The organism is Paenibacillus sp. 598K (genome assembly GCF_003851045.1).
GTDB lineage: Bacteria > Bacillota > Bacilli > Paenibacillales > Paenibacillaceae > Paenibacillus_D.
Window position 1 is genome coordinate 97431 of the sequence record NZ_BFBX01000001.1, and the last position, 24110, is coordinate 121540.

General features: G+C 57.3%; 23 protein-coding genes. 19 read left to right on the top strand and 4 right to left on the bottom strand.

Annotated features, from left to right (window positions below):
* The first annotated feature begins 10 nt into the window (after nt 1-10).
* The 3 genes from PA598K_RS00370 to PA598K_RS00380 all read left to right on the top strand — a co-directional run bounded on the left by PA598K_RS00370 (nt 11) and on the right by PA598K_RS00380 (nt 4651).
* Nucleotides 11-1825, top strand: coding sequence for an S-layer homology domain-containing protein (locus PA598K_RS00370; RefSeq protein WP_128654944.1), 1815 nt, complete (start codon nt 11-13; stop codon nt 1823-1825).
* Nucleotides 1826-1891: 66 nt separating this feature from the next.
* Nucleotides 1892-3073, top strand: a complete 1182-nt coding sequence (locus tag PA598K_RS00375; RefSeq protein WP_128654945.1) for a DUF2264 domain-containing protein — start codon at nt 1892-1894, stop codon at nt 3071-3073.
* A 117-nt stretch (nt 3074-3190) separates the two neighbouring features.
* Nucleotides 3191-4651, top strand: coding sequence for a sulfatase family protein (locus PA598K_RS00380; RefSeq protein ID WP_128654946.1), 1461 nt, complete (start codon nt 3191-3193; stop codon nt 4649-4651).
* 9 nt (nt 4652-4660) lie between these two features.
* Here the strand turns inward: PA598K_RS00380 and PA598K_RS00385 are convergent, their stop codons facing one another.
* Nucleotides 4661-5458 (bottom strand): helix-turn-helix domain-containing protein, encoded by a 798-nt coding sequence (locus PA598K_RS00385; protein ID WP_260405201.1) that lies wholly within the window; start codon nt 5456-5458, stop codon nt 4661-4663.
* Between the two features lie 326 nt (nt 5459-5784).
* Here PA598K_RS00385 and PA598K_RS00390 point away from each other — a divergent pair, with 326 nt between their 5' ends.
* The 11 genes from PA598K_RS00390 (at nt 5785) to PA598K_RS00440 (ending at nt 16657) form a co-directional block, all read left to right on the top strand.
* Nucleotides 5785-6273, top strand: coding sequence for a DUF6323 family protein (locus PA598K_RS00390; protein WP_128654948.1), 489 nt, complete (start codon nt 5785-5787; stop codon nt 6271-6273).
* Nucleotides 6255-7688: a DUF6179 domain-containing protein gene (locus PA598K_RS00395; protein ID WP_128654949.1), complete on the top strand. Its 1434-nt coding sequence runs from the start codon at nt 6255-6257 to the stop codon at nt 7686-7688. Before PA598K_RS00390 ends, PA598K_RS00395 begins: the two co-directional genes overlap by 19 nt.
* A 211-nt stretch (nt 7689-7899) precedes the next feature.
* On the top strand, nt 7900-8136 hold the full coding sequence (locus PA598K_RS00400; protein ID WP_128654950.1) for a DinB family protein: 237 nt from the start codon (nt 7900-7902) through the stop codon (nt 8134-8136).
* Between the two features lie 44 nt (nt 8137-8180).
* Entirely contained in the window at nt 8181-8585 is a 405-nt protein-coding gene (locus PA598K_RS00405; RefSeq protein WP_128654951.1) for a DUF3221 domain-containing protein, read from the top strand.
* 676 nt (nt 8586-9261) lie between these two features.
* On the top strand, nt 9262-9456 hold the full coding sequence (locus tag PA598K_RS00410; RefSeq protein WP_128654952.1) for a hypothetical protein: 195 nt from the start codon (nt 9262-9264) through the stop codon (nt 9454-9456).
* A gap of 97 nt (nt 9457-9553) precedes the next feature.
* Nucleotides 9554-10366, top strand: coding sequence for an AAA family ATPase (locus tag PA598K_RS00415; protein WP_128654953.1), 813 nt, complete (start codon nt 9554-9556; stop codon nt 10364-10366).
* Nucleotides 10367-10429: 63 nt separating this feature from the next.
* Entirely contained in the window at nt 10430-12415 is a 1986-nt protein-coding gene (locus PA598K_RS00420; RefSeq protein ID WP_128654954.1) for an AraC family transcriptional regulator, read from the top strand.
* Between the two features lie 284 nt (nt 12416-12699).
* Entirely contained in the window at nt 12700-13317 is a 618-nt protein-coding gene (locus tag PA598K_RS00425) for a DNA-3-methyladenine glycosylase family protein (protein ID WP_128654955.1), read from the top strand.
* 203 nt (nt 13318-13520) lie between these two features.
* The gene (locus PA598K_RS00430) at nt 13521-14927 is read left to right on the top strand and encodes an AraC family transcriptional regulator (protein WP_185601381.1); all 1407 of its coding nucleotides are present in this window, start codon (nt 13521-13523) and stop codon (nt 14925-14927) included.
* Between the two features lie 93 nt (nt 14928-15020).
* Nucleotides 15021-16061: an ABC transporter substrate-binding protein gene (locus PA598K_RS00435; RefSeq protein WP_185601383.1), complete on the top strand. Its 1041-nt coding sequence runs from the start codon at nt 15021-15023 to the stop codon at nt 16059-16061.
* Nucleotides 16062-16063: 2 nt separating this feature from the next.
* Entirely contained in the window at nt 16064-16657 is a 594-nt protein-coding gene (locus tag PA598K_RS00440; RefSeq protein WP_128654958.1) for a nitroreductase family protein, read from the top strand.
* A gap of 56 nt (nt 16658-16713) precedes the next feature.
* On the opposite strand, the gene PA598K_RS00445 is transcribed toward PA598K_RS00440, so the two are convergent.
* From PA598K_RS00445 to PA598K_RS00455, 3 genes are read right to left on the bottom strand one after another with little or no spacing between them, the layout of a single operon-like run.
* On the bottom strand, nt 16714-17532 hold the full coding sequence (locus PA598K_RS00445) for an SPL family radical SAM protein (RefSeq protein ID WP_128654959.1): 819 nt from the start codon (nt 17530-17532) through the stop codon (nt 16714-16716).
* Nucleotides 17533-17550: 18 nt separating this feature from the next.
* On the bottom strand, nt 17551-18090 hold the full coding sequence (locus tag PA598K_RS00450; protein ID WP_128654960.1) for a methylated-DNA--[protein]-cysteine S-methyltransferase: 540 nt from the start codon (nt 18088-18090) through the stop codon (nt 17551-17553).
* Nucleotide 18091: 1 nt separating this feature from the next.
* The gene (locus tag PA598K_RS00455; protein WP_376739025.1) at nt 18092-18727 is read right to left on the bottom strand and encodes a bifunctional transcriptional activator/DNA repair enzyme AdaA; all 636 of its coding nucleotides are present in this window, start codon (nt 18725-18727) and stop codon (nt 18092-18094) included.
* 190 nt (nt 18728-18917) lie between these two features.
* Between PA598K_RS00455 and PA598K_RS00460 the strand changes: the two genes are divergently transcribed.
* The 5 genes from PA598K_RS00460 (at nt 18918) to PA598K_RS00480 (ending at nt 24097) form a co-directional block, all read left to right on the top strand.
* Nucleotides 18918-19595 carry a Crp/Fnr family transcriptional regulator gene (locus tag PA598K_RS00460; RefSeq protein WP_128654961.1) on the top strand — a complete coding sequence of 226 codons (678 nt, stop codon included), beginning with the start codon at nt 18918-18920 and terminating at the stop codon, nt 19593-19595.
* Nucleotides 19596-19704: 109 nt separating this feature from the next.
* A complete protein-coding gene (locus tag PA598K_RS00465; protein WP_260405202.1) occupies nt 19705-20544 on the top strand; it encodes a DNA alkylation repair protein in 840 nt (279 codons plus the stop codon).
* 256 nt (nt 20545-20800) lie between these two features.
* Entirely contained in the window at nt 20801-22132 is a 1332-nt protein-coding gene (locus tag PA598K_RS00470; RefSeq protein ID WP_185601385.1) for an ABC transporter substrate-binding protein, read from the top strand.
* Nucleotides 22133-22298: 166 nt separating this feature from the next.
* Nucleotides 22299-23252 (top strand): carbohydrate ABC transporter permease, encoded by a 954-nt coding sequence (locus PA598K_RS00475; RefSeq protein WP_128654963.1) that lies wholly within the window; start codon nt 22299-22301, stop codon nt 23250-23252.
* A 2-nt stretch (nt 23253-23254) separates the two neighbouring features.
* Nucleotides 23255-24097, top strand: coding sequence for a carbohydrate ABC transporter permease (locus tag PA598K_RS00480; RefSeq protein WP_128654964.1), 843 nt, complete (start codon nt 23255-23257; stop codon nt 24095-24097).
* Nucleotides 24098-24110 lie beyond the last annotated feature (13 nt).

Genomic DNA, 24110 nt, shown 5'->3' on the forward strand with positions numbered 1-24110 from the left:
GAAGAAGGGTATGAATAGCCGAATTACAAATAGAGCGTGGTGCCTCGCACTGGTAGGGCTGCTGCTATGCTCGGTATGGCCGCAAGCGCTGTTCGCGGCGCCGGAGGCCCCGGAGTTCTACATGAGCGTGTCCAAGGCCGAGGTCAAGGTGGGCGAGACGATCGTTGTGGAGATCGGTCTGCGCAACGCGCGAGAGCTGGTGGCGTACGAGCTGAACCTGATGTTCGATCCGGCCTTGTGGACGGCGGGCAGCAGCGTCTTCACCAGCAAGCTAAGCGGCTTCAGCGGGCTGGCCAATGCCGAATTGCTGGCCGCAGGCCAGGTGCGCGGCGTCTATAGCAAGCTCGGCGATGCGCCAGGCGAGAGCGGCAACCTCGTGCTCGGCACCGTCAAGCTGACCGCCAAGGCGGTCGGCGCAGCGGAGTTCACGCTGGGCGCGATCAAGCTGGGAGATACCGGCGAGCAGTGGATGAGTCATGCTCCGGGTATCAAAACGAGCGTAAATATCGTCAGCGGCGGGTCGAGTGGAGGCGACAGCGGCTCGGGCAGCGGCCCTGGGGGCGGCGATAGCGGCTCGGGGACCGGCCCGGGTGGAGGAGATGGCGATGGCGGATCAGGGGGCAATACGGGGGAGAGCGGTACGAGCGGCGGCAGCGGCCCGAATCTCGGCAAGGAACCGATCATCACGGCGACCTCTGTGCTGGTGGAAGCGCCGGAGGTTGTCGACGGCACGGCGCAGGTGAAGCTGAGCGACGATCACATGAAGCGAGCGATCGAGCTGCTGAGCGGCTCGACGCTGCGGATCGTGGTGAAGCCTGATGCCTCGACGGGCAAGGTGGCGGTGTCGTTCCCTCTGGCTCAGATGCGGGCCGAATCGGGGCGCAAAGTGCAGCAAATCGTCATCGACAGCGGTCTGGCTCGGGTAACGCTGGAACGGCGACTGATCGAAGAAGCAGAATCTGTCCTGCAGTTCTCGGCGACGCGGCTGGATGCGTCGGCGATTCCGGCCGGGCTCGGCGAGCAGGTTGCTCCGGGAGCTGCGGGCTATCATCTCGAGCTGCTGCTGGACGGACGTTCGATCGCTGCGTTCGGCGCAGGCGACGTAATGATAGAGTTGCCCTATACACTGCGGCCTGGGGAGACGGCGGACAACGTCGTCGTCTACTATATAGCGGCTAACGGCAAGCCGGAGCTGGTCAAAAATGCAAGATACAATCCGGAGACGCAAACCGTCAAGTTTAACCCCAAGCGCTTCGGTCTGTACTTCCCGGCCTACGTACACAAGACGTTCGCCGACCTCGGCAAGGCGGAATGGGCGAGAGTCTACATCGAAGCGCTCGCGGCGCGGGATGCGGTAAACGGCGTCGGCAACGGCGCATTCGACCCGAACGGCCAACTGACGCGGGCGCAGTTCATCACGATGCTGGTGCAGCTGTTCGAGCTGGAGGAGACGTCGGCAGCGGCGACCTTCACCGACGCGAAGCGGGAGACGTGGTATTATCCAGCCGTATCGTCCGCGCAGCGGCTCGGCATCGTGCAGGGCAAGCCGGACGGCAGCTTCGGGATCAACGATCCGATCAGCCGACAAGACATGGCGGTGATGCTGCACCGCGCCTCGACGGCGCTGGGGCTGACGTGGAGCCGGACCGCAGCGGCGCCGACGTTCACGGATGCCGCCAGTATCGCGCCTTATGCGGTAGAAGCGATAGCGCTCATGCAGGAGCAAGGCATCATGGACGGCATGGGCGACGGCAGCTTCGCGCCGCAGGGACTGTCGACGCGGGCGCAGGCAGCAGCTGTGCTGTACAGGCTGTTCGGGCTGTAGCCAGAACGATCCCGTGACCGTAGGCTTGGTTTTGAGGGCAGCCTGAGAGATAGGAGGAAGAGGACGATGACAGGAGCTAATGCCAACGTCGATCAAGCGGCGCAGCGCGCCTACTGGCTGGAGAAGCTGAGGCAGCTCGCCGATCCGGTCCTGGGCCCCTTGGCCGAGCGGAGGCTCAAGTTGTCCATGCCGATCGAATGCAAGCCCGGCATGGAGGAGGATCGCGCCAAGTATACGCATCTGGAGGCGCTGGGCAGGCTGTTGGCGGGCATAGCGCCATGGCTGGAGCAGCCAGGCGGCGCAGAGGAGGAAGCGGAAGAGAAGCTGCGCATCCAATATGCGGCGCTGGCCAGGGCTGCGATCGATGCCGGGACGAACCCGGCATCGCCGGATGCCATGAACTTCGCGGAGGGCGGGCAGCCGATCGTGGACGCTGCCTTCCTGGCGCAGGCGCTGCTGCGCGCGCCTGGCGAGCTGTGGAGCAAGCTGACGCCGGAGGTGCAGCGCAATGTCGCGGACGCGCTCAAGGCGACGCGCAGTCGCAAGCCTCACGCGTCCAACTGGCTGCTGTTCTCCGCCCTGATCGAAGCGGCGTTGTATGTCATGGGAGAGCCGGATTGGGACCCGATGCGGATCGACTATGCGATCCGGCAGCATGAGCAGTGGTACAAAGGCGACGGCGCCTATGGCGACGGACCGGAGTTCCATTGGGACTATTACAACAGCTTCGTCATCCAGCCAATGTTGATCGACCTGCTGGAGACGATGCGCGGACAGGACGAGACCTGGGATGCGCTGCGCCCTGTCGCGCAGCTTCGGGCGCGCCGATATGCCGCTGTCCTGGAGCGGTTCATCGGGCCCGACGGCTCGTTCCCGCCGATCGGGCGTTCGCTCCCTTACCGCTGCGGGGCGTTCCACAGCCTCGCCCAGAGCGCGATGCGCGGCGAGCTGCCGGATGAGCTCTCCCCCGAGAGCGTACGGTGCGCGCTGACGGCGGTCATTCGCCGTACATTGGACGCACCGGGCACCTTTACGCCGGATGGGTGGCTGACGATCGGACTCGCAGGACATCAGCCGGAGCTTGGCGAGCGCTATATCTCGACTGGGAGCCTGTATCTGTGTGCCGCGGCCTTCCTGCCGCTGGGCCTGCCGGCTTCGCATCGGTTCTGGAGCGGTCCGGCCGCGCCCTGGACCTCTCGCATCGTCTGGAGCGGGGGAGATATCCCGATCGATAGCGCTTTTTCGTAGAATGATACAAGTTATTCGAGTTCTATACCTGGTCACCCTCCTTGCGGATTAACTATACTTTAAGAAGCGGCGGCGTTGTCCCTGCTTCCAAAATACGAACCGCGAGGAGCGATACATGTGAGAATATTGCTGCTAGATCTCGATTCGACCAATCCGACACATCTGGGATGTTATGGCTATCACCGCAACACCTCGCCTCATATTGATCGCATCGCGCAGAGCGGGGTTACCTTTACCAACTATTATACATCGGACGCTCCCTGCTGCCCGTCCAGAAACGCACTGATGAGCGGGAAATTCGGCATCCACAACGGAGTGGTCGGACATGGCGGGACCGCGGCCGATCAACGGCTGGAAGGGGCGAGCAGAGACTTCCAGAGCAAGCTCCATACGAACAGCCTGCCGGCGATATTCAGAAAGCAGGGGATGAAGACGGCCTTGATCAGCCCCTTTGCAGAGCGGCATTCGGCCTATAACTTCTATGCTGGCTTCCAGGAGATGTACAATACCGGCAGAAGCGGCATGGAGTCGGCCGAAGAGGTGACGCCAACCGTGCTGGACTGGCTGGACCGACATCAGCGCGAGGAGGATTGGTTTTTGTATGTGAATTACTGGGATCCGCATACGCCTTACCGCGCGCCGCAGGCGTTTGGCAATCCTTTTGAGGAGGAGCCGATCCCGGCTTGGCTTACGAGAGAGGTGTTCGAAGAGCATCGGCAAAAAATAGGTCCGCATAGCGTACATGAGCTGAATATGTATAACGACAAAACCTTCCCGGAATATCCTCGACATCCCGGTAAAATCGAGCAGTATGAGGAACTGCGGCATATGATTGACGGGTATGATTGCGGCATTCGATATATGGATTCGCACTTGGGCCTTATATTCGACCGCTTGGAGCAACAAGGAATCATGGACGAGGTCGTCATCATCATTACGTCGGATCATGGGGAGAACATGGGGCAGTTGGGCATCTACGGGGAGCACGGCACTGCGGATCAGGGCACCTGCCGGATCCCGATGATCGTACGCTGGCCGGGAGCCGCGCAGAGCCATGTCGATCATGGCTTGCATTATCACCTCGACTTGCTTCCCACCCTGGCTGAGCTGCTACAGCAGCAGCCTGTCCCCGATTGGGACGGTCAGAGCTATGCCTCCGTCATCCGCAGCGGAGCAGAGTCGGGTAGAGACTATCTCGTAGTGTCGCAGTGCGCTCATGTGTGCCAGCGCAGCGTCCGGTTCGGCGATTACCTGTACATCCGGACCTATCACGACGGGTACCATTTGTTTGACAGAGAAATGTTGTTCCATATCGCCGACGATCCTCATGAAACGAACAATCTGGCGAAGCAGCGTCCGGAACTCTGCCGGGAAGCGGTCTATCTGCTGAACGAATGGCATGATACGGCCATGATGACCATGCCTTATGACGTCGACCCGATGTGGACGGTCATGAAGGAAGGGGGGCCGTATCATGCCAGGGGCCATCTGGCTCGATATGCGAGCCATCTGAGGGCTACGGGGCGGGCGGACGCCATTCCGAAGCTGCAAGAGCGGCATCCGCAGGAGCGTTTATAATGAGCTGCTCTACCCTAAGCTCCGGGACTCGACATGCTTCATCACATACTCTCTTGGCGACATCGACATGAATTTCTTGAAGGTTCTGGAGAAATACGAAGGATCGTAATAGCCCAGATGATCGGAGATCGCAGAAATGGTCATATCGGTTACCATCAAAAAATCGCATGCATCCATAATCCGCAAATAATGGACGTATTGAATGGGAGAATGGCCCATCTTTTCCTTGAAGATCGAAATCGTATAATTGGGCGAACGATGGATCAGTCTCGCCAATGTATCGATTTCGATCGGTTCCCGGTAATGGGCAAGCAGGTAGTTTTTTATCGTTTCGGCATATTGAACCTTCATTGGAGCGAGATTGGATTCATCCATTTCTTTCTCCAGCAACCCTAGCAACTCCTGCAAGATGCCTTTGCAGATATAATTCCTGGCCCGGTGGCCTTCTCTTAATTCGGAGAACATCTTTTCAATGCGGTGTTTGTAATAGTTCATGTTGCGTGCTCGGATAATAAAGTAATGCTGGCGTTTCAAGAAGTCCGGTTCATCTTGAAAAGGCAGGGTCTGCGTAAACAACACGGTATATTTGAGATGGGGCTGACCGTTATAATTACTTCCGCTGCGTATTGAATGGATAGGCATAAACAGAATTTCGTTGGCGTTCAGCAAGATTTCTTCGCCATTGATCCAATAATGCGCCGTGCCTTCCAGCATAAACACAACAATATTCCAGCCGATTCTCTCTGCAGCGGTATGCCAATCGGGAATCATTTTGTCGAGATTAACGAAGAGTTCATCATGAAACACGACGCTCACTTCCTTTTCGGAGACTGACATAACATCTGCTAAAGGTAGTATATCACGGTAGCTTCTGTAAGGAGTCGGAATGTTACAAAGTACTAGGCCGACAGAAAAAACCCGCCTTCCCTTTGGGGAGGCGGGTTTTTTCTTAAATTCTAAGCATTTATAAGTCTGCTTGATCATTGACATATACAAAGAGTGGAACTATAATATTATAACAATTAAAAATATATTATATCACATTATCGTAATAATGTCAAGAATTATTTTTGAGAAGTTAGAAGCAACATGGAACACGCCATTTGCTAGTCCATAATGAAGGAGGAGATCCCATGTTTTGGCCCCGCATCTTCCAGTCCTTGAATGCCTCCGTACCGGAGCTGTATGCAGCCGAGCTGCTGGGGCTCAATGAACAAACCAGGCCATACGGCGTGGTCCTAACCGAGCAAGAGATTGCAATGATCATGGTTGCCAGAGATCAAGTATTGCAAAGCTATGGGCGGGTAGAGCTGGGGATTGACGTGACGAAAGAAATGGTGGAGCAGTTCGCTTCCTCGGCTTATGTGGAGCAAGAGAGCTACGCGGAGACGTTAATGGCACTGCATGAGATCTTCTATAATCTGAAAAACGAAACGGAGGATAGAATCAGCGACTACCAGCTCATCCACATGATGAAGAGGTTGTATGAAGAGGAGTGCGCGGGCTCTCTCGACCTGTTACAAAGTCGCTTGGAAGCCTATGCCGAGCAGTGTCGTGTGGAAGCGATGAAGAACGATAGCGATCTGGAAGGGGATGATGCTGCATGGCAGCTGAAGAGATGAATGAAAACCGCGGATGGATCGCTGGACGTGAAATTCGCCGGTCGCGATTGCCTCGTCATCAGTATACGATCGGTCTGCTGCAAGAAGGACGACATGCCGGACTGTTGACCAGCGAGGAGGCGATGCGCATCCAGCAAGGCTTGATGCTGATCCTGCAAGAGCTGATCCTGCGCTATACGCAAGGAGAGAGCACCTCGGTGACGACGGAGACGGCCGAGGATATCATGGTCTCGGTCCTGTATGCGATGGATGCCCACTTGTTCGGACTGGGCCAACCGGAGCAGGCTATCGACTGCTTGAAGCGGATGAACATCCGCGACATCTACACTCAGGGGGTCGAGACGGTCAGTCGATGCTTCGCGGACACCAAGCAGCTTTATGAGGAAGTCAGCAGCACGATGCTACAGGTGCCGATCGAAGCGTATCATCTGACGATTGACGAGGCACTGCCCGTGTTTCTTTGCAAATACGGGTTGATCTTCCATGCGCACAATACGATGGCCAGCATCGACTATCCATTGGCTCAGGATGATATGAAGCTGCAAGGCGTATTCTACATGAAGCAATATTTGGAACGCTTGCAGCTGGAAAATACGTTTTGCGCCAAGTTTGATCTGCAAGCGATCCTGGAGCTGCTATCCCATTACGGGAGAATGTGTCGATTTGATTATCGGATGGAATTGTTTAATTTGTTCCAGCTGATCCTGAACCAATCGGTATTCTCCACCCTGTGTGGCGGAGCGCCGACGGAGCTGAGGATAAGCGTTGCTCAATACGAGCGTCTGGCCCATCAATTTGCGAGATTCTCAGAAGGGGAGATTCGCAAGGCGATCACGAGCGCCATGACAATCATTCAGCAGGATCTGGCACTTGACCATTTGTTGATCGCCTATATGGATGACTGTAAGGAGGAGCTGGTGCAACGGGTGAAGCACGCGGCCGAGCATAATAGCCTCGACCATGTGATCGTCATGGAGCGACAGGCGGCAGCAAGCTCGATGGTCATCTCCTTTGACAAAGCGGATGTGATGAGTTCGGCTCAGCTAAGGCGGTTGCTCGATCAGATTCATAGTTGTGCAAGCACGGAAGAGAAGGTTAAGCTTATGTTGCAGAAGGTGCATTCAATCCATGACTACCTGGATCTGCTGGAGTCGGAATGCTTGTACGGCGACGAGTACGAAGCGCTCTTTCGTGCTTTTGGCGAGATGGAGCTGGCGATTTTGGCCAAGGTGGTGTTCTACGAGGAGCTGCGTAGTGAGCCGCTCTTGGCTGTGATTGCAGCTGATCCAGACGATATTTGCTCGGAGTGGCAGCACCATTTTGTTCGTTTCCTTCGCCACAAGGATCATGAGGCACTTCGGAGCCTCGACAGTTGGGTGAACGAATTGGATTATGAGCAGCTAAGCTTTAATTAAGCGGAGCAACAAAAGAATTCCATTCCTTCTGAAAGGACCAGTGACATGCATCCCAACCAATATCCGATCGGCGCCTTTCAAGCAGCAAGCGTTTCGTCGTATGGAGCCATTATGGACCGAGCCAATGAGGTGCCGAAACTGGTCGAACATTTGCACAGCTTGGTTGACGGTCTGGACGAGGGGCAATTATCGGGAGGAACTGTGGGCAGATTTGATCGATTACGAGAAGCTGCCTGTCTCGAATTCCTTGTCGCTGCTCGGCATTTTGCATGAACGGTTTTTCGTACTGCTCCAGGGACTGACCAGCGAGGACTACGAGCGGACGATGCAGACGGCAGTCCTTGGCGTCATCACGCTGGATGTCGCGCTGCAGCGATGGCTCTGGCATCACCGCCATCATGCGGCGCAGATCGAAAACTTGCTCCGCGCCGAGGGTTGGAAGCTGTAACCTTTTGGGGATTCCTCCGTCTATAACCATGAGGAGGGGATTCAATGCGAAGCAAAATGTATGTCTTGATAACCTGGGGGTTGCTCGTAATCATGCTTGCGGCGTGCGGCTCCGTGAACAAGGAGGAGCCGATGAACAAGCCAGGTCAAGGTGACGAGACGTGGTCTGTGGCAGGGAACATCGTATCCAAGGAAGCGGTGGAACCGGGAGGGCGATTGCTCGTCTATCCATCGGAGGAGCCGATGGCGCTGGAGGAGCTTTCCCAGGAAGAGTGGATCGAAAAAGCGCAAGCGGAAGGCGCGGATATCGCATGGTACGTGGTGGACCAAGCGCAGTACGCATCTGTTGAGGTCGGACAGCATGTGCGCATGACACTGAAGCCGGATCAGCTTGAGCCGTATCCGCCGATCCGTACGGTTATCGATCTTGAGGTAACGCCGGGGTCCTAAAAGGAACGGAAGCCATAAGAGCCAGGCCGCTTATTGCCAGGGTGCCTGGCTCTTTTTTTTCTGCAAGAATATTGAAACTTGGAACCTTCCTCTCTATAGTGCGTTTAACATAGAAGTTCTTTTCGGTGAGGTGGAGGCTATAGAAAAGTTTTTGAAGAATTCAACTTTTGGTACGCTGTTCACGCTTCCATTTTTTGTGAGTCTATTCTTTCGCATCTTTTTTTGGGGATGGCTCGTGTTTGGTACATATAACTTACTCTTCGGTGTGTATTGTATCTTGTTGGCCATAGTGTCCCAGATGGAAACGGTCCGTTCGCGAGGAATGCGAATTCTGTTTCGATCCGTGGTCATTGTTGCAGGCAGCTTCTTGATCCTTCTATTTGTTCTTGTATTTCTGCCATCCTACTACGACATTAGCCATTATGTGAAGCGGGATTTTAAATACGCCGTAGGCCAATTGGAGGCTGTCTCCCAGGCGAAGACGACAAAAGGTTTTGGTCTATGGGAGGAGATTCGTATTCAGAATACCACGTACATCAGCCCGGTCAGCATAACGACTGTTGAACTAGACGCGATGGTGATGATTGAGTACCTTCCGCACTCACGATTTATCATGCAGTACTGGAGTAAGCAATCCGCCCCTGAACACTAAAAACAGTTTTGAAAGGATGAACCTATGATTGCTTTTCTGTTCATTGGCGTCTACCTGATGCCCATCATTGCGTTTTTTTTCATTGTTTTGTTGCTGACGGCGATCCACAAGATCGTCAAAAACCGCCCATATCGTAAAGAGATGTATTGGTGCGGCTTGTTTTTTGCTGTCCTCATGTGGACGCTCGTTATGGTGACAATGATGAATGGGGGGCTTTAGAGGATGTGGTATGGAAGCTGGGCTAACGTAACGCCGCAATACATAGCAGATGATCTTAACGATGCAGCAGCTTGGCTATTAAAGTAAGGGGAGAACCATGAACTATTTAAGCAGCTTTACCTTGCCGTCCTCGATGGATCGCAACCCGAATGTATATCCCGATACGGTATTCCGGTCTTTCGCGGGCGAGGCGCTGTATTTCGATCGGATCACGGTTGTGTACGGCAACAATGGCTCCGGCAAATCCAGTCTGCTCAACCTGATGGCCAACAAACTGGGTCTCGCTGGCGCGGAGCGTATCAAAAGCTATGGATACACCGATTATGTGCAGCGTTTTCTTCAACAGAGCCGCATCCAACTGGAGCTTGAACGCGCTGAAGGCGGACAGGGGCGGTTGCCGGAAGGCAGCCGCTATATCAAATCCGAGGATATTCTGTATGAAATCAAGAAGATCCAGCAGAAGGCGGTGCTGCGGGAGGGGCTCCTGTTCGAGAATCGCAGCAAGGGCATGACGCAGGAGCAGGCGGAGACGCATAGCAACAGCCCGGCGTTTGCCAAGCAGATGGGCATCATTCAGTTTTCACAGGAGAAGTATTCCAACGGCGAGACGGCGATGCAGTTTTTTGAGGAGCATCTGCACCCGGGCCGACTTTATTTGCTCGACGAGCCGGAGACGTCGCTCTCGCCCGCCAATCAGATCAAGCTTGCGGAGCAGATCAACGAGCTGGCGCGTTTCCTGGACAGTCAATTCGTCATCGCGTCCCATTCCCCGTTTATGCTGGGGACACTCCATGCGAAGATTTACAATCTCGACCGCGCTTCCTTGCAGACGGCAGAGTGGCATGAGCTGGAGAACGTCAGGTTCTTCTATGACTTTTTTAATCAGCGTCGCTCGTTGTTTGAGGATTGAATTGCCCTGATAATCATTATCAATTATAATGGAGGAACAGTAATCGCATAAGGAGCGGACAAGATGAGGCTGGACGAGCAGATTATGCTATGGAATCACGCATCGGTGAAGGTGCTCGACATCCGTAGTATCCAGGCAGAGGGGGATAGTCTAGCCCGCAGCTATCGTCTGCCTGCCAATGCGTATATCTGCTCCAGTCGCGGCAGCGCCACGGTGCGGCTCGACGAAGAGACATACCGAATGGACGGGGGCCAGGTGCTCCATGGTCCTGCGGGCGCACGGCTCCAGCTCGTCGCCGAGAAGACCTTTGAGTATTGGCTCGTATTATACAAGGCGTCGCTGTCGTTGCCGCGCACCCGGCGCTGGTTCGGCTTGCTGCCGTCGGCCAATCCGTTCCGGCAATCGTATAGCTGCAAGCCGCCTTACCCGCTCGTCTTGCAGACGCAGCTGGAGCAGATGCACCACGACTGGAGCAGCGGCGATCCGATGCTGACGCTGCGCGCCCGCGCCAGATTCCACCAGTTCGTCTGGGAGCTGCTGCACCAGCTGGAGCAGGCCGGATCATCTCCGATGCCGCCTGAGCTGCTCGCACAGGTGACGCAGTATCTGGAGCTGCACTATCGACAGCCGATCTCGCTGGAGCAGCTGGCGGCGACGTTCGGCTGTAGTGTCAGCTACCTGACCAAGCTGTTCCGCAAGCGGCTGCAGACGAGCCCGATGCGTCGTCTGACGGGCATCCGCATGGAGGCGACAGCCCATCTGCTGCTCACCTCGGAGCGCACGCTGCAACAGATCGCCGAGCAAGTCGGCTACCCCGACGCGCATACGCTCAGCCGCAGCTTCAAAAAGCATTACGGCTATGCCCCTTCCCGCTACAAGGAGATGGCAAGCAAACGGAGCATACCCGAATTGCCCGGTCCACATACCCGATCTGCCCTTCTTCCGGCTCCGGACGGGTGGTATAGTGTGAATGAATTTGAAAATCATTCTCACTTAAAGAGACGTGGAGGGGTAAGCTTGTATTCTACAAAAAGATCGGCAACATTAACGGCAGCTACACTGATGCTGGGGGTATCGCTGCTGCTGAGCGCCTGCGCCAGCTCGCCAGCGCCAGGAGGCGCCGAGGCGAACAATACCGGCAACGGGAGTCCATCCGCCAATACAACCGCAGCTACCAATACGCAGGAAGCGACGACAACGGGGTCGACCCGGACGTATACGAGCACCGCCTTCGGCAGCATCACGGTGCCGGACAAGCCGGAGCGGATCGTCGACTTGACGGGCAGCGCCATCGGCAATCTGCTGCAGCTCGACATCAAGCCGATCGCCTCGGTCGACTATGGACTGGTTAACCCGTTCCATGACGGACTGCTAGAGGGGATCGAGAACATCGGCGACGGCAGCAACCTCGAAGCGATCCTGGAGCTGAATCCCGATCTGATCATCGTCTTCAGCTACGTGGGCGACGAGATCTATGAGCAGTTGACGCAGATCGCGCCAACCGTCCGACTGGAGTACGGCGCTCAGAAGCCGTCCGAGCTGCTGCTGGAGTTCGGCAAGATTACCGGCAAGGAACAGGAAGCCGAGGCATGGGTCAAGGCGTGGGACGCCAAGATAGCTGAGGTGAAGCCCGCCGTCCAGGAGGCCGTCGGCGACCGTACAGTAGCGATCATGCAGCCGCATGCCAAAGGCATCTACGCCTGGGGCAACAAGGGGGGCCGCGGCGGCGAGATTATCTATGACGAGTTCGAGCTGACGCCGCCGGCGCTCGTCAAGCAGCATCTGATCGACGGAGAGCTGGCAGGCCAGGATTTCTCCCTGGAGCAGCTGCCAGACTATGCGGGGGACATCATCTTCACGAGTATATTCGGGTGGGATGACGGGGAAGTGAACGGCTCCGCTGTGTACGATAGCGCCATCTGGAAGAGCCTGGACGCGGTCAAAAACGGCCTCGTCTACAATATCGATCCTCAGGGCTACTATTACAACGATCCGATTTCCCTTGATCAGCAGCTGGAGTTTATCACGACCAGCTTGCTGGGCGAATAGCCCGCCAATCGACGCGGGAGATGCAGCGCAGCACCAGTCCAAGACGCCTGATGGCGTCTTTTTGGCTATTCGCTACAAACCAGGCTGTTCTCCCGCCCAATCACTTTAATCGCTGCCGATGGGCTTGATGAGCGCATCGCATCCTGTGACGACTTCGCAATCTTGCGCTTTTACATGAGACGTCGCTGCGAACGTGCGATTTCGAGTATAGTGGTAGGAAGAGAAGGGCGCGCATAGCTCGCAATCGCCGGTATGCACGCTCTCCGGTCAAGGAGGTCTGAGGGATGGGAAGTGTCATTACGGCTTATTATGAGTATGGACAGGAAGAGCTGGAGGCGCTCAGGCAGCGGGATGCTGCGCTCGACAGCGTCATCGAGCGGATGGGCAAGCTCGAACGCGAGGTGATTCCGGACCTGTTCGCGGCGTTGGTCCATGCGATCGTAGGCCAACTCATCTCGTTGCAGGCAGCGCGTACCGTATGGGGCCGGATGCAGCGAGAGCTGGGGGAGATTACGGCCAGACAGTTAGCCGGCGCAAGCGTGGATGAGATCCGCGCTTGCGGCTTGACGATGAAAAAGGCGCAATGCATTCACAGTCTGGCAAGCAGGATCGATGAAGGGACTTGGGATATCGAGGCGCTCCGCCAGCTGCCGGATGACGAGGTCGTGGCCGAGCTGACGAAGCAGGATGGCATCGGACGATGGACCGCTGAGATGCTGCTCATCCACGGGCTGGCTCGGCGCGATGTGCTCAGCTATGGCGACGCGGCGATCCGCAAAGGGATCATGAGGCTATACAGTCTGACGGAGCTGTCCAAGCTCGAGTTCGAGCAGGTTCGTGCCCGTTTTTCGCCTTATGGCACGATAGCTTCGATCTACTTGTGGGCGTTGGCGCATGAGTAATCAAGTAGCGCGAGGAGGGAGACAAAACGATGTATGCCTATGTGTCAATGGAGCGTCACACGATCCAAGCGGGAGGCAGCATGAGCCTGGACATTGGCTTATCTGCAGGGCAAGAGCGCAACGTCATGATACTGGGTCATAGCGGCAGCGGCGATCTGCATAGCTCAGACCAATGTTGGTCTTTGGGAAAGGGGGCTGCCTGGATGTCGCCTCGTCGCCTGGATGTCGTGTCCTTGTGCGCGGCTTCGCATGACGAGTGGTCGGTGTCGGTGTTGACCTTCCGGACGCTGGACCCTGCAAGCGAACCCTTGATCGGAGGAGTGGAGCAGACGGCGGAGCGAGTATATCCGCTGTTCTCGGAGCTGCAGGCTCTGGATCATGCAGTTGGCGGTGCAGCCAGGCTGGAGCGGAGCATCCGTGTGCAGCAGATTGTGCTCTGGTGGATGACGCGCCGTCAGCTCTCGGAGCAACAGAGCGCTGAGGATGCGGTGTTGGAGACGATCCGGTATGCGCAGCGACAGTTTGCCGAGCCGCTCACCAAGCAGACGTTGGCGCGCCGCGCGGGGCTGAGTCTGGCTCATTATTATGCCCTGTTCCACAAGCTCACGGGCGTCGGCCCTGCAGAGTATCTCGCGTCGCTGCGGATTAACCGGGCCAAAGAGCTGTTGCTCCATAACAACCTGCCGCTGCACGAGGTTGCTCCAATGGCGGGCTTCAAGGACGGCTGGTATCTCAGCCGCAGATTCAAGCAGCGGACCGGTATGACGCCAACGCGCTTCCGCAGCAGCAAGCTGACTCAGGTGGCTGCATATTCCTCCCCTTGTTATGGACATCTGCTGGCGCTCGGCGTAGAGCCTGTAGCGGCGGTTGTACCGGACTGGCAGTACTCGCAGACACGCTTTCAGCATGCGGGAGCGACGAGGATGATCAGTCAGACGGAATCCGAGGAGCGGCGACTGGAGGCGCTGGCCCTGCTGCGACCGGAAGCTGCATTTTGCCTCGATGCGCTGCAGGAGGAAGGTCAATCTTTTATGGCCCAGGTACGGACGTTCGCGCCGACCGTGGAGATCCCCTGGATGTCTATGGACTGGCTGGCGCAGCTGGAGCGAATCGCTCAATTATGCGGTCGCGCATCGGCTCTGCAAAGCTGGATGGACCGCTACGAGCAGCGGAGAGCTCAGACGGCGCAGCTCATCCGCAAGCAGGTAGGAGAGAGCGAGACGGTAGCCATCCTCGTATTCCGGCCGGAGGGATGCTGCGTCTACGGCGTTCGCAACGTCGGGTATGTCCTGTACCGGGCTCTGGGGTTGACGCCGCCTGCGCCTGTAGCGGAGCGTCTGCGACGCGACAGCCTGTTCCACTCGCGGCTGCTCGCGCCTGCAGAGCTGCCGGCTTACGCTGCGGATCGGATCCTCGTGATGATCCGGGAAGAGTTGCCCGGTTCCCGACACAGCTATGAGCAGCTCCGGCATTCCAGTGCGTGGGAGGACATGATGAACAGAGGCGTAAAGCAGGTACAGTACATCAAGTCCGCCGAGTGGCTCGGATACGATCCTAGCTCCATCTATGCTCAGCTCGGGCATGCGGAGCGACTGTTCATCAGCGATTAGTCCAACCAAGATCAGCGATATAGCTATCGCTAGTCGTCTCTTCGTGTACTACAATCTATGAGAATGATTATTACTATCACGAGGAGATGCACAATGAAATTGAAACGCTGGTTATTAGGGGTAATGTTGCTGGCGGTAGCGCTCGCCGTCGCTGCCTGCGCGGGAGATCAACAGGAATCGGTTCCCAACGAGCAAGGAGCCGATACAGTATCCGAGCAAGCAGAGCAAAGTTCGTCAGGCGATGCAGAAGAAACAAAGGAGACGGCAGAGGAAAGCGAGATGGTCTCCTACACCGACGTATTCGGCGAGCAGATGATTCCGGCCAAGCCGGAGCATATCGTCGCAGGGAATTTCCTGGAGGGGCTGTTGGCGCTGGATGCCCGGGTCATCGGAGCCAAGCAGGTCCATATGAGGGGACCGTACCTCGAAGGGCTGCTGGAAGGGATCGAGGATGTGGGCAATGACATGAATCTGGAGAAAATCCTCTCGCTCGAGCCGGACCTGATCCTGCTCGACGACAGCTCGACGGAGCCGGCGGTGCGGGACCAGCTGGCGCTCATCGCGCCGACGGTCACGTTGCCTTGGCTAGGTATGGACATCTGGGAGCAGATCAGGGAAGTTGCCGCTATCGTCGACAGACAGGAGGAGGCCGAGGCCTGGATAGAGGGGTTTAACCGCAAGGAAGCCGAAGGCCGGGACAAGGTGCAGGGATGGCTGGCGCCGGATGAGACCGTCTCGATCTTCCGGGTCCGCGGCAAGGACGAGTTGCTGGCCTACGGTCCGCGCAATGTCGGGCATGTGTTCTATCAATCGCTGCAATTAAAGGCGCCTGCTGTCCTGCAGGAGCTGATCGACGGCAATCCGCAATTCACCTCCGAGCTGATCTCCATGGAGCTGTTGTCGGAGTTTGCCGGAGACTATGTCATCCTCATGGTCGATGACAATGCCCGCGAGGCTGGCGGGATGATGGAGGTCATCGAGAGCAGCGCGATCTGGAAGAGCCTGCCGGCTGTGAAGAATGGACGTGTCGCCACGGTGGATCGGGATATCTGGCTGCCCTACCAGCCGCTGGCTCTGCAAGCCCAACTGGAGGATGCGATCCGGGTACTCTCGGAGCTGCAGGGGGGAGCGTGACCATGACTTCTATCCCAGCATCGGCTCTTGGTCAAGCGATAATCGGCCGTCGCACCGTCCGCCAGTTCGACGGCCGGCCCGTTCCGATAGAACGCATACTGATGATGATGGAGCAAGCGGCCTGGGCGCCGTTTCATTCAGCCGAAGAGCCATGGCGCTTCCTTCTTTTTACGGACGATGCCAAGGAGCTGCTGCTGCGCGCTTTTTTCTCGACCAAGACACCGGAGTTTATAGACAAGTACGGGGCTAACCTGCATCGCATGTTCGTCACGGATACGCCGATTCACCTTATGGTCGTCATCCCTCGAGGACAGTCAGAGATGCATTGGATGGAGGCTCACGGCGCTGCGTCAGCCTTTATTCAGAACTTCCAGCTGCTCGCCTGGGAGCAGGGGATCGGCGTTGTGTGGAAGACGAGCGCATTTCTGTACGAGCCGGACTTTTGCCGTCGGATCGGCGTCCAGGATGACGAATACATCGTCGGCTACCTGCAAGCGGGTTATTATGAGGCCAAGGCGGTGCCCAAGGCGAAAGCCCGGACAGCTATCAAGGACAGGCTGACCCATCATTATACGGCGGAGCGGCTAGACTCATAGCCCAGCGGACCGGAGGAGGCATGAACCCAGGACCCGGACAGGGAATGCGAGGGCTATCACGGCTCAAAGCCTGTCTGACTGATGAATAGCTCCTCCTCCGCAAAGCAGGTACGCATACGATCATAGACGAGGCGATAGGCGGATGGCTCATACCACGCCTCCAATTCCAGCTCCTCGTACCGCGCCTGCATGCCGAGACTGCGCGAGCGTCGACCACCGCTGCCGTCGCCCATGAAGTAATCATCAATGCACACCCGGCTGACCAGGGGGCGCAGCAGCTCCGGGAAGCGCTCGCTGCTCGGCAGGATAGGGGCGATCGCCGCCTGGACGTCTATGCCCGCAGCCGCGAGCGAGCGGAGCGCGCCGAGTCTGGCCGCGATCGGCGGCGCTGACGGCGTAAAATGCTTGCGGATGTCCTCGCGGTCAGTCTCGATCGTCATGCTGACGCGAACCCGGTCGCCGAGCGCCTGCAGCAGCTCGATATCCCGGGTGACGAGCGGACTCCGGGTTTGGACGAGCAGGAAATCGGGCGGCTCCTCGACCATCACGCGCAGCAGAGACTGCGTGACCTTCGCTTCGTATTCGATCGGCTGGTAAGGGTCCGTGCTGGAGGACATGAAGATCGTCACCGGATCTTTGGTCTTGCTGTGCATCAGCTCCTTGCGCAGCAGGCCAGCCGCCTCCTGCTTGATGTCGACCCAACTGCCCCATTCCGCACCGCGGAAGGTTGCGACCGGCATCTGCCGCACATAGCAGTAGGAACAAGCGAAGCTGCAGCCGCTATACGGGTTGAGCGAGTGGCTGTAGCCGGACAGGAAGCCGGTGCCCTTGTTCAGCAGCGTCTTGGGTGTTTTGTACGTATAATCGATCTTCATCTTCGTCTCGCCTCCTATCTAGCCAAGCTGGCCAACTATCGACTGCTCAAGCTCCAGCAGCCTCGTCTTCATCGGCATGCCGCCGCGATAGCCGGTCAATGCGCCGCTCTTGCCGACGACGCGATGGCAGGGCACGGCGATCAGGATCGGATTGGCGCCGATCGCAGCGCCGACCGCCCGCACCGCAGCAGGTCTGCCGATCTGCGCGGCGATCTCCGAGTATGAGCGTGTCTCGCCATACGGGATTGCCTGCAATGCCTGCCAGACCGCCTCCTGGAAGGGCGTACCCCGGTAGTAGAGGGGCATGTCGAAGCGCTCCTGCTCGCCTTGAATGTAGCGGTCGAGCGCCGCTGCATAAGGCTTCAGTCGGGTGTCGTCGCGGATGAGGTCGTACTCCGGCAGCCTGCGGCTTGCCCAGGCTGCCAGTTCATCATAAGACTCCCCCAGCGAGCCGACAAAGCATAACCCGTCCTCGGCGGCTGCCACATGCAGCCGCCATTGCGCGTTTTCCAGCACAGACCAGTAGAGCGGGCTGCGGTTTGGGGATGTGGTCGCCATATTATATGTCCTCCTTGACTTGCGTTTTATGATGTTTGCGATAGGCGTCGGGCGTCAACCCCGTCATCTTCTTGAATAACGTAATAAAATAGGGGGAATTCGCCAGACCGACTGCAGCGCCGATCTCGGAGACTGGAGCATCCGATTGCAGCAATGCCAGCTTTGCATGATGGATGCGCGTGCGCTGCAGATAGGCGGTCGGCGTTTCGCCTTTTATTTTTTTGAAGGTGCGATGGAGATGATACGGCGTGCCATGACTGAGATGAGCGAGCGTGTTCAGCGACAGTGCCTCGTCGTAATGCAGATCGATATAGTCGGTGACGACGGCGATCCACTCCTCGCTTGGCAGTCGCTGTCCAGTCGGCTTGCATCGCTTGCAGGGACGATAGCGGGCGGCGAGCGCTTGCTCGGCTTTCTCGAAAGTGCCGATGTTGTCCCGTCGTGGCAGCCTGGACTTGCAGGAGGGACGGCAGAAGATACGCGTCGTCTTGACCGCATACCAAAACTGTCCGTCATAGCCAGCGTCGTTGCTCGCGATCGCTTGCCATTGCTCGTCTGATGCAGGCGCTGGACCGATCCCCTCGTCCTTGTCCCGGTCGGCCTGTCCGCTCGGGCCATTATTGCGGTCTGACTTCACTTGAATGCACCTCCAACAATAGTATAACCTGAAGTAGCCAGATATGGGTGAATGATAGGCTTAAAGAGCAAGATAACAAAACCAAGTCGGGGTGAAAAGGCGAGTAGAGCAAACCCGATATAAACAAACACTAAAGCATGGATAGGAAAGGGAGGCCGGAGAAGCGAAACCGACCCGAAAAGGAGATGCAATGGACCGTATACATAATCTGTCTTCGTTTAACCTGATGCGCTTGCTTTCCGAAGAGGATCTGATCACGATGGATGCCCTGACGACCATCACGACCTACCCGAAAGCCGTATTCATCCAGACGCCAGACACCTTTGTGGAGGAGCTGTTCTTCATTAAACGCGGCAAGGTGCGATTGTACCAACTGAATGGGGACGGGAAGCAGTTAACCTTGGATATTCTGAGCGAGGGCAATATATTTGGCGAGCTTGGGAGCATCTCCATGGGGACCCGTGAGCTGTTCATCGAGACGCTGGAGGAGAGCGATCTGTGCGTGATGGACAAGGCAAGATTTGATCGATATCTGCTCGACCATCCGCAGTTCATGCTGAATATGCTGCAGACGATGAGCGAGCGGCTGTCGGACATGAGTCTTCGCATCCAAAGTCTGAGTCTTGGCAGCCTGCATCAGAAAGTAATGGCGGCGCTGCTTAAGCTCGCAGAACGTTTTGGCACGGAGGACGATGAAGACGGCTATGCGACCATCAAGCTGTCGATCTCCCAGCAAGAAATCGCGCATCTAGTCGGGGTGTCGAGGGAGGCCGTGGCACTGACATTAAAGGAATTGGTCGCTTGCGGCCAACTGCGAACCGGGTTCCGCACAGTAGCTCTGCACCGAAGCCTGGTCGAACGCCAATAGCGCCAATTACCCGCTCGCCTTACAACTTGTTAACCGGATTACATCTTCACAGCCCTCGACTCGGGTAGGATAAAAGGAATGTTGAACGATCCGAGGAGGGCTATAGCCAATGAACGAGAGTAAATCGATCATCCCTGAAGAAATCCGTCTTCGGAAGGGGGCGCGTACAGCAAAGGAGCTGACACCGGAGGTGCTGGACTACCTGAACAGCGGCGCCATCGAAAGCGTCAACCTGACCGAGTGGCTCGCAGTTGACCATATCAGGCTGCTGGAGCAGGTGGCTAGCGAGCTGACTCTGCATGAGCAGGGGGCTCGCATGCTGCTGGCGCTAGAGGCGACTCAGGGACAATCCACGATGAAAGTGATCGCAGCGATTGCAGAGCAATGGCTGATCGTAATCGGAGCGATGCAGCAGGCGGACGGGGAGCGGCTGCTTGCGCGTCTGGTCGCTCATCCATCGGACAGCGTGCGCTGCTGGGCAACATTTGCGACCGCACTGTCGCATGAGACGCTGGAGGACAAGCTATCCCATAGTCGTCCCTATGCGGCGGACCGCCACTTCGGCGTACGGGAGATCGCGTGGATGGCGGTACGGGATGCGGTCGCGGCTGACGCGCAGGCGGCGATCACGCTGCTGACGCCCTGGGTGGCCGATGCCGATGCCAATATCCGACGGTTCGCCGTCGAAGCGACCCGGCCGCGAGGCGTCTGGGCCCGGCATATCGCAGAGCTCAAGACATATCCCGAATGGGCGCTGCCGCTGCTGGAGCCGCTCAAGGCCGACCCTTCGAAGTATGTGCAGGATTCGGTGGCGAATTGGCTCAACGACGCTTCAAAGACCCGGCCGGAGTGGGTTGTCGACGTGTGCCAGGGTTGGCTGCGGGACTCGGACCATCCAGCGACGAAGCGAATGGCGTCGCGGGCTCAGCGCAGTCTTCCCAAAGGGTAGGTTCGTGAGCAGCATCAGCGTATAGAGCTCGGCAGTATGGCAACGATTCGGACGAGCGTATCGACTTCCGCAGGGGCAGCTCAGGCTGTCCCTTGGCGTCGATCTTTGGCGATACTTGTATTTGGCGTCGCCTTACTTTTGTGATGATTTACCTTACTATCGTTTATTAAACTGCGAGCAGTTTTCGTCTACAATATAATTGCAATCGCTTACAATACAACGGATGACTTTAATCTCAATTTGTAGGAGGCTAATGATGGCAAAAGCGAAATTAGTAGCAGCGGCATGTCTTACCTTAAGTCTCATCACGGCGGGCTGCGGCGGCGCGCCTGGCGACAAAGCCACGACAAACGAGGGGACGCCGTCAGGCGCAGGGGAGTCGCAGATCGAGCTGCGCATGACCTGGTGGGGCTCGCAAACCCGCCATGAGCTGACGACGCGGGCGCTTGAGCTGTTCGAGTCCAAGCATCCTGGCATCAAGATCAAGGCAGAATATTCGGGCTGGGACGGCTACTTCGACAAGCTGTCCACCCAGGTGGCAGGCTCCAATGCCCCCGATCTCATCCAGATGGACTATGCCTTCCTGACCGATTACGCCAAGCGCGGGGCGCTGCTCGATCTGACGCCGTATACGACCAATGGCGGTCTGGCTACGACGGATATCGATCCGAGCATGATCGCAGCGGGCTCGATCGAGGACAAGCTCTATGCAGTTGCGCTAGGCGTCAATGCGCCGGGCGTCGTATATAACTCGACGGTCTTCAAGGAGCTCGGCATCCCCGATCCGGGACCGGACTGGACCTGGGACGAATTTAGCGCGATCGCGGCCAAGATCGGTCAGGAGAAAGGCGACGGCTTCGTCGGCATGGCGGATAACTCCGGCGTCTTCAACATCTTCGAGATTATGGTGCGTCAGCACGGACACGCGATGTTCGAGGATGGCGGACTCGGCGCGACCAAGGAAGAGCTGACCGACTGGTTCACGATGTGGAAGGAGCTGCGTCCCGTGCAGGGCATCACCTCGCCGGAGGCGACAGCCAGTCTGACCAATGCGCTGGAGACGCGTCCGCTCGCCGTCGGGACGGCAGCGATGGACTTCCTCTGGTCCAATCAGATCACGGCCTTCAAGAACGGTATGAAAAATCAGGACGACGATATCCGAATTCAGGTTATCCCGCATGGCAAGGATGAGGCGAAAAGCGGGGAGTATCTGAAGCCAAGCTTGTTTATCTCCGGTTATGGCAAGACGGAGCATCCGGACGAGGTGGCGATGGTTATCGACTTCCTGGTGAATGACCCCGAAGCGGCGAAAATCCTCGGCTCGGAGCGGGGCGTGCCGGTCAACGCCAAGATCAGGGAGACGTTGACCGATACGTTGTCGGAGACAGAGAAGATGATCTTCGGCTTCATCGACACGGTATCCGCTGACGCGAGCCCCATCGACCCGCCTTATCCGCAAGGCTTCTCGGAGATCGACAAAAGCTTCAAAACGTTAAGCGAGCAAATCGCCTTCGAGCAAGGCACGATGGAGGCGGCGATCGACGAGTTCATCGCTGGCGCGAACCAGATCCTCGGCAAAACAAAATAATTAATGACATTAAATAAAAATAATTAATGTCATTAATTATCTTCTGATGATCGCAACTGAACGACGCGCGGCCGCATGATCGCATCAAGCAGCACTGTTGTGGCGTTGCGGTGCTGCGGCTCCGCAGCGCTCGGTGCGGCCGCACCCGAAAGGAGAATACACATCTATGGATCACTCGCAACCTGTAGCCGCAGTATCCCCCAGCCTCGCCAAGAGACGAGCCCGCATCCGCGCGAACCGCCAGCAGGGCTGGGCAGCCTTGCTGTTCCTCAGTCCATGGCTGATCGGCTTGGTGCTGCTAACGCTCGGCCCGATGGCGGCCTCGCTCTATCTGTCGCTGACCGATTACAGCGTCCTTGAGGCGCCCCGCTGGCTAGGGCTGGCCAACTATACAGAGCTGTTCGTCGATGACAAGCTGTTCCTGAAGTCTCTGCAGGTGACCTTCACCTATGTCTTCGTCTCGGTGCCGCTGAAGCTGGTCTTCGCGCTCGCGGTGGCGCTGTTGCTCAACAAGGGGATGCGCGGTCTCGGCATCTACCGCACGGTCTATTACATCCCGTCGCTGCTCGGCGGCAGCATCGCCATCGCGATGCTGTGGCGCAAGATGCTCGGCGGCGACGGCTTGGTGAATCAGGTGCTGCTCAAGCTGGGCATCCATGCTCCCGACTGGGTAGCCAATCCGAAGTATGCGATCTATTCGATCGTCATGCTGTCGGTCTGGCAATTCGGCTCCTCGATGATCATCTTCCTGTCGGGGCTCAAGCAGATCTCCGGCGACTATTATGAAGCTTCGTCGGTGGATGGCGCGGGCAAGATTCGCCAGTTCGTCAGCATCACGCTGCCGATCCTGACGCCGGTCATTTTCTTCAACCTGGTCATGCAGGTCATCACCTCGTTCCAGTCGTTTACGCAAGCGTTCGTCATCAGCAACGGTACCGGCGGACCGCTCAACTCGACGCTCATGTATTCGCTCTATCTGTACAAGAAGGGCTTTGCCTTCTTCCAGATGGGCTATGCCTCGGCGATGGCATGGGTGCTGCTGGCGCTGATCGGCTTGTTTACATTCCTCGTGTTTCGTTCCAGCCGGGCATGGGTGCATTATGAGGATGGGGGGAGATAGAGATGACGGATTCGCTGCGCGGGACGATCTGGCTGAAGCATGCGGTCACGATCGGCATCGCCTTCATCATGCTATACCCGGTGCTGTGGATGGTGGGCAGCTCTTTTAAGCCGGGCTATATGATCTTCTCGGAGATCGGGCTATGGCCGGGCCAGTGGGTATGGAGCAACTACAGCTCGGGCTGGACAGGCATCCAGGGCCAACCGTTTCCGCTGTTCTTGGGCAACTCGCTGCTCGTCTCCGCCGGAGCGGTGCTGGGCAATGTCATCTCCTGCTCGATGGCCGCTTACGCGTTTGCCCGGCTGCGCTTCCGCTTCAAGGCGGTCGCCTTTGCCTTGATGCTCGTGACGATCATGCTGCCGCATCACGTGACGCTGATCCCGCAATATATCCTCTTCAATCAGCTCAACTGGATCAACTCGTTCCTGCCGCTGATCGCGCCGAAATGGCTGGCGACAGACGCCTTCTTCATCTTCCTCATCGTCCAGTTCATCCGCGGCTTGCCGCGCGAGCTCGACGAGGCGGCGACGATCGACGGCTGCGGTCCGGTCCAGATCTACTGGCGGATCATCATCCCGCTGTCGGTGCCGGCGCTCATCACGACGACGATCTTCACCTTCCTGTGGACGTGGGACGACTTTTTCAGCCAGCTCATCTATCTGAGCGATGTCGCCAAGTTCACAGTGCCGCTCGGCCTGCGGCTGTTCCTCGACTCCAGCTCCCAGTCGGACTGGGGACCGATGTTCGCGATGTCGGTGCTGTCGCTTGTCCCTTGCTTCATCATCTTCATCGTCTGCCAGAAGTACTTCGTCGAAGGGATTGCCACATCCGGCCTAAAAGGGTAAGCTCAGGCTAAAT

Bases quoted from the DNA above. Each gene is read 5' to 3' on its own strand.
- PA598K_RS00370 (WP_128654944.1), top strand. From the start codon at position 11: ATGAATAGCCGAATTACAAATAGAGCGTGGTGCCTCGCACTGGTAGGG.
- PA598K_RS00375 (WP_128654945.1), top strand. From the start codon at position 1,892: ATGACAGGAGCTAATGCCAACGTCGATCAAGCGGCGCAGCGCGCCTAC.
- PA598K_RS00390 (WP_128654948.1), top strand. From the start codon at position 5,785: ATGTTTTGGCCCCGCATCTTCCAGTCCTTGAATGCCTCCGTACCGGAG.
- PA598K_RS00395 (WP_128654949.1), top strand. From the start codon at position 6,255: ATGGCAGCTGAAGAGATGAATGAAAACCGCGGATGGATCGCTGGACGT.
- PA598K_RS00405 (WP_128654951.1), top strand. From the start codon at position 8,181: ATGCGAAGCAAAATGTATGTCTTGATAACCTGGGGGTTGCTCGTAATC.
- PA598K_RS00410 (WP_128654952.1), top strand. From the start codon at position 9,262: ATGATTGCTTTTCTGTTCATTGGCGTCTACCTGATGCCCATCATTGCG.
- PA598K_RS00415 (WP_128654953.1), top strand. From the start codon at position 9,554: ATGAACTATTTAAGCAGCTTTACCTTGCCGTCCTCGATGGATCGCAAC.
- PA598K_RS00420 (WP_128654954.1), top strand. From the start codon at position 10,430: ATGAGGCTGGACGAGCAGATTATGCTATGGAATCACGCATCGGTGAAG.
- PA598K_RS00425 (WP_128654955.1), top strand. From the start codon at position 12,700: ATGGGAAGTGTCATTACGGCTTATTATGAGTATGGACAGGAAGAGCTG.
- PA598K_RS00430 (WP_185601381.1), top strand. From the start codon at position 13,521: ATGTCGCCTCGTCGCCTGGATGTCGTGTCCTTGTGCGCGGCTTCGCAT.
- PA598K_RS00435 (WP_185601383.1), top strand. From the start codon at position 15,021: ATGAAATTGAAACGCTGGTTATTAGGGGTAATGTTGCTGGCGGTAGCG.
- PA598K_RS00440 (WP_128654958.1), top strand. From the start codon at position 16,064: ATGACTTCTATCCCAGCATCGGCTCTTGGTCAAGCGATAATCGGCCGT.
- PA598K_RS00445 (WP_128654959.1), bottom strand. From the start codon at position 17,532: ATGAAGATCGATTATACGTACAAAACACCCAAGACGCTGCTGAACAAG.
- PA598K_RS00450 (WP_128654960.1), bottom strand. From the start codon at position 18,090: ATGGCGACCACATCCCCAAACCGCAGCCCGCTCTACTGGTCTGTGCTG.
- PA598K_RS00460 (WP_128654961.1), top strand. From the start codon at position 18,918: ATGGACCGTATACATAATCTGTCTTCGTTTAACCTGATGCGCTTGCTT.
- PA598K_RS00465 (WP_260405202.1), top strand. From the start codon at position 19,705: ATGAACGAGAGTAAATCGATCATCCCTGAAGAAATCCGTCTTCGGAAG.
- PA598K_RS00470 (WP_185601385.1), top strand. From the start codon at position 20,801: ATGGCAAAAGCGAAATTAGTAGCAGCGGCATGTCTTACCTTAAGTCTC.
- PA598K_RS00475 (WP_128654963.1), top strand. From the start codon at position 22,299: ATGGATCACTCGCAACCTGTAGCCGCAGTATCCCCCAGCCTCGCCAAG.
- PA598K_RS00480 (WP_128654964.1), top strand. From the start codon at position 23,255: ATGACGGATTCGCTGCGCGGGACGATCTGGCTGAAGCATGCGGTCACG.